The organism is Microtetraspora sp. AC03309 (assembly GCF_020826795.1).
In the GTDB taxonomy this organism is placed as follows: Bacteria; Actinomycetota; Actinomycetes; order Streptosporangiales; family Streptosporangiaceae; genus Microtetraspora; species Microtetraspora glauca.
Window position 1 is genome coordinate 1 of sequence record NZ_JADDIL010000584.1, and the last position, 408, is coordinate 408.

Genomic DNA, 408 nt, shown 5'->3' on the forward strand with positions numbered 1-408 from the left:
TGGTAGCAGGGCGCCACCGGCCCGGGTGCCAGGGCAGTAGCGATGTCCGCATAGAACCGGACCTCGCGCTCGTAGAGGCCCAACGCCAGTCCGGTCTGTCGGCTGCTGGGGTCGGTGGCGGCCACCTTGAGCACCACCGACGCCGGCCCGCCGGCCTGCTCGGACGGACCCGCCGCATACTCCAGGGACACGCGGTAGCACTCGCTCATCTGGCCCGTTCCGATCCGCTCGAAACTGAATCCGCTGACCTGGCCGGCGCCCAGGGCGGCGGTCAGCCAGTCACAGGTCAGGTCTTCGGGGCGGTCGAGTACGGCGGTCTGAGTCGGTTGCACACAGGCAACCTAGCAGTGTTCCGCATCACACATGACAGGTGTCAACTAATGATGCGCTGCCGTGGCATGGCCGTGT

The 408-nt window shown here is 67.4% G+C and carries 1 pseudogene; it reads right to left on the reverse strand.

Going from position 1 to position 408, the window contains the following annotated elements:
* Positions 1-332 (reverse strand): annotated as a pseudogene (locus IMZ11_RS44470) (hypothetical protein); the annotation flags it as partial.
* Positions 333-408 lie beyond the last annotated feature (76 nt).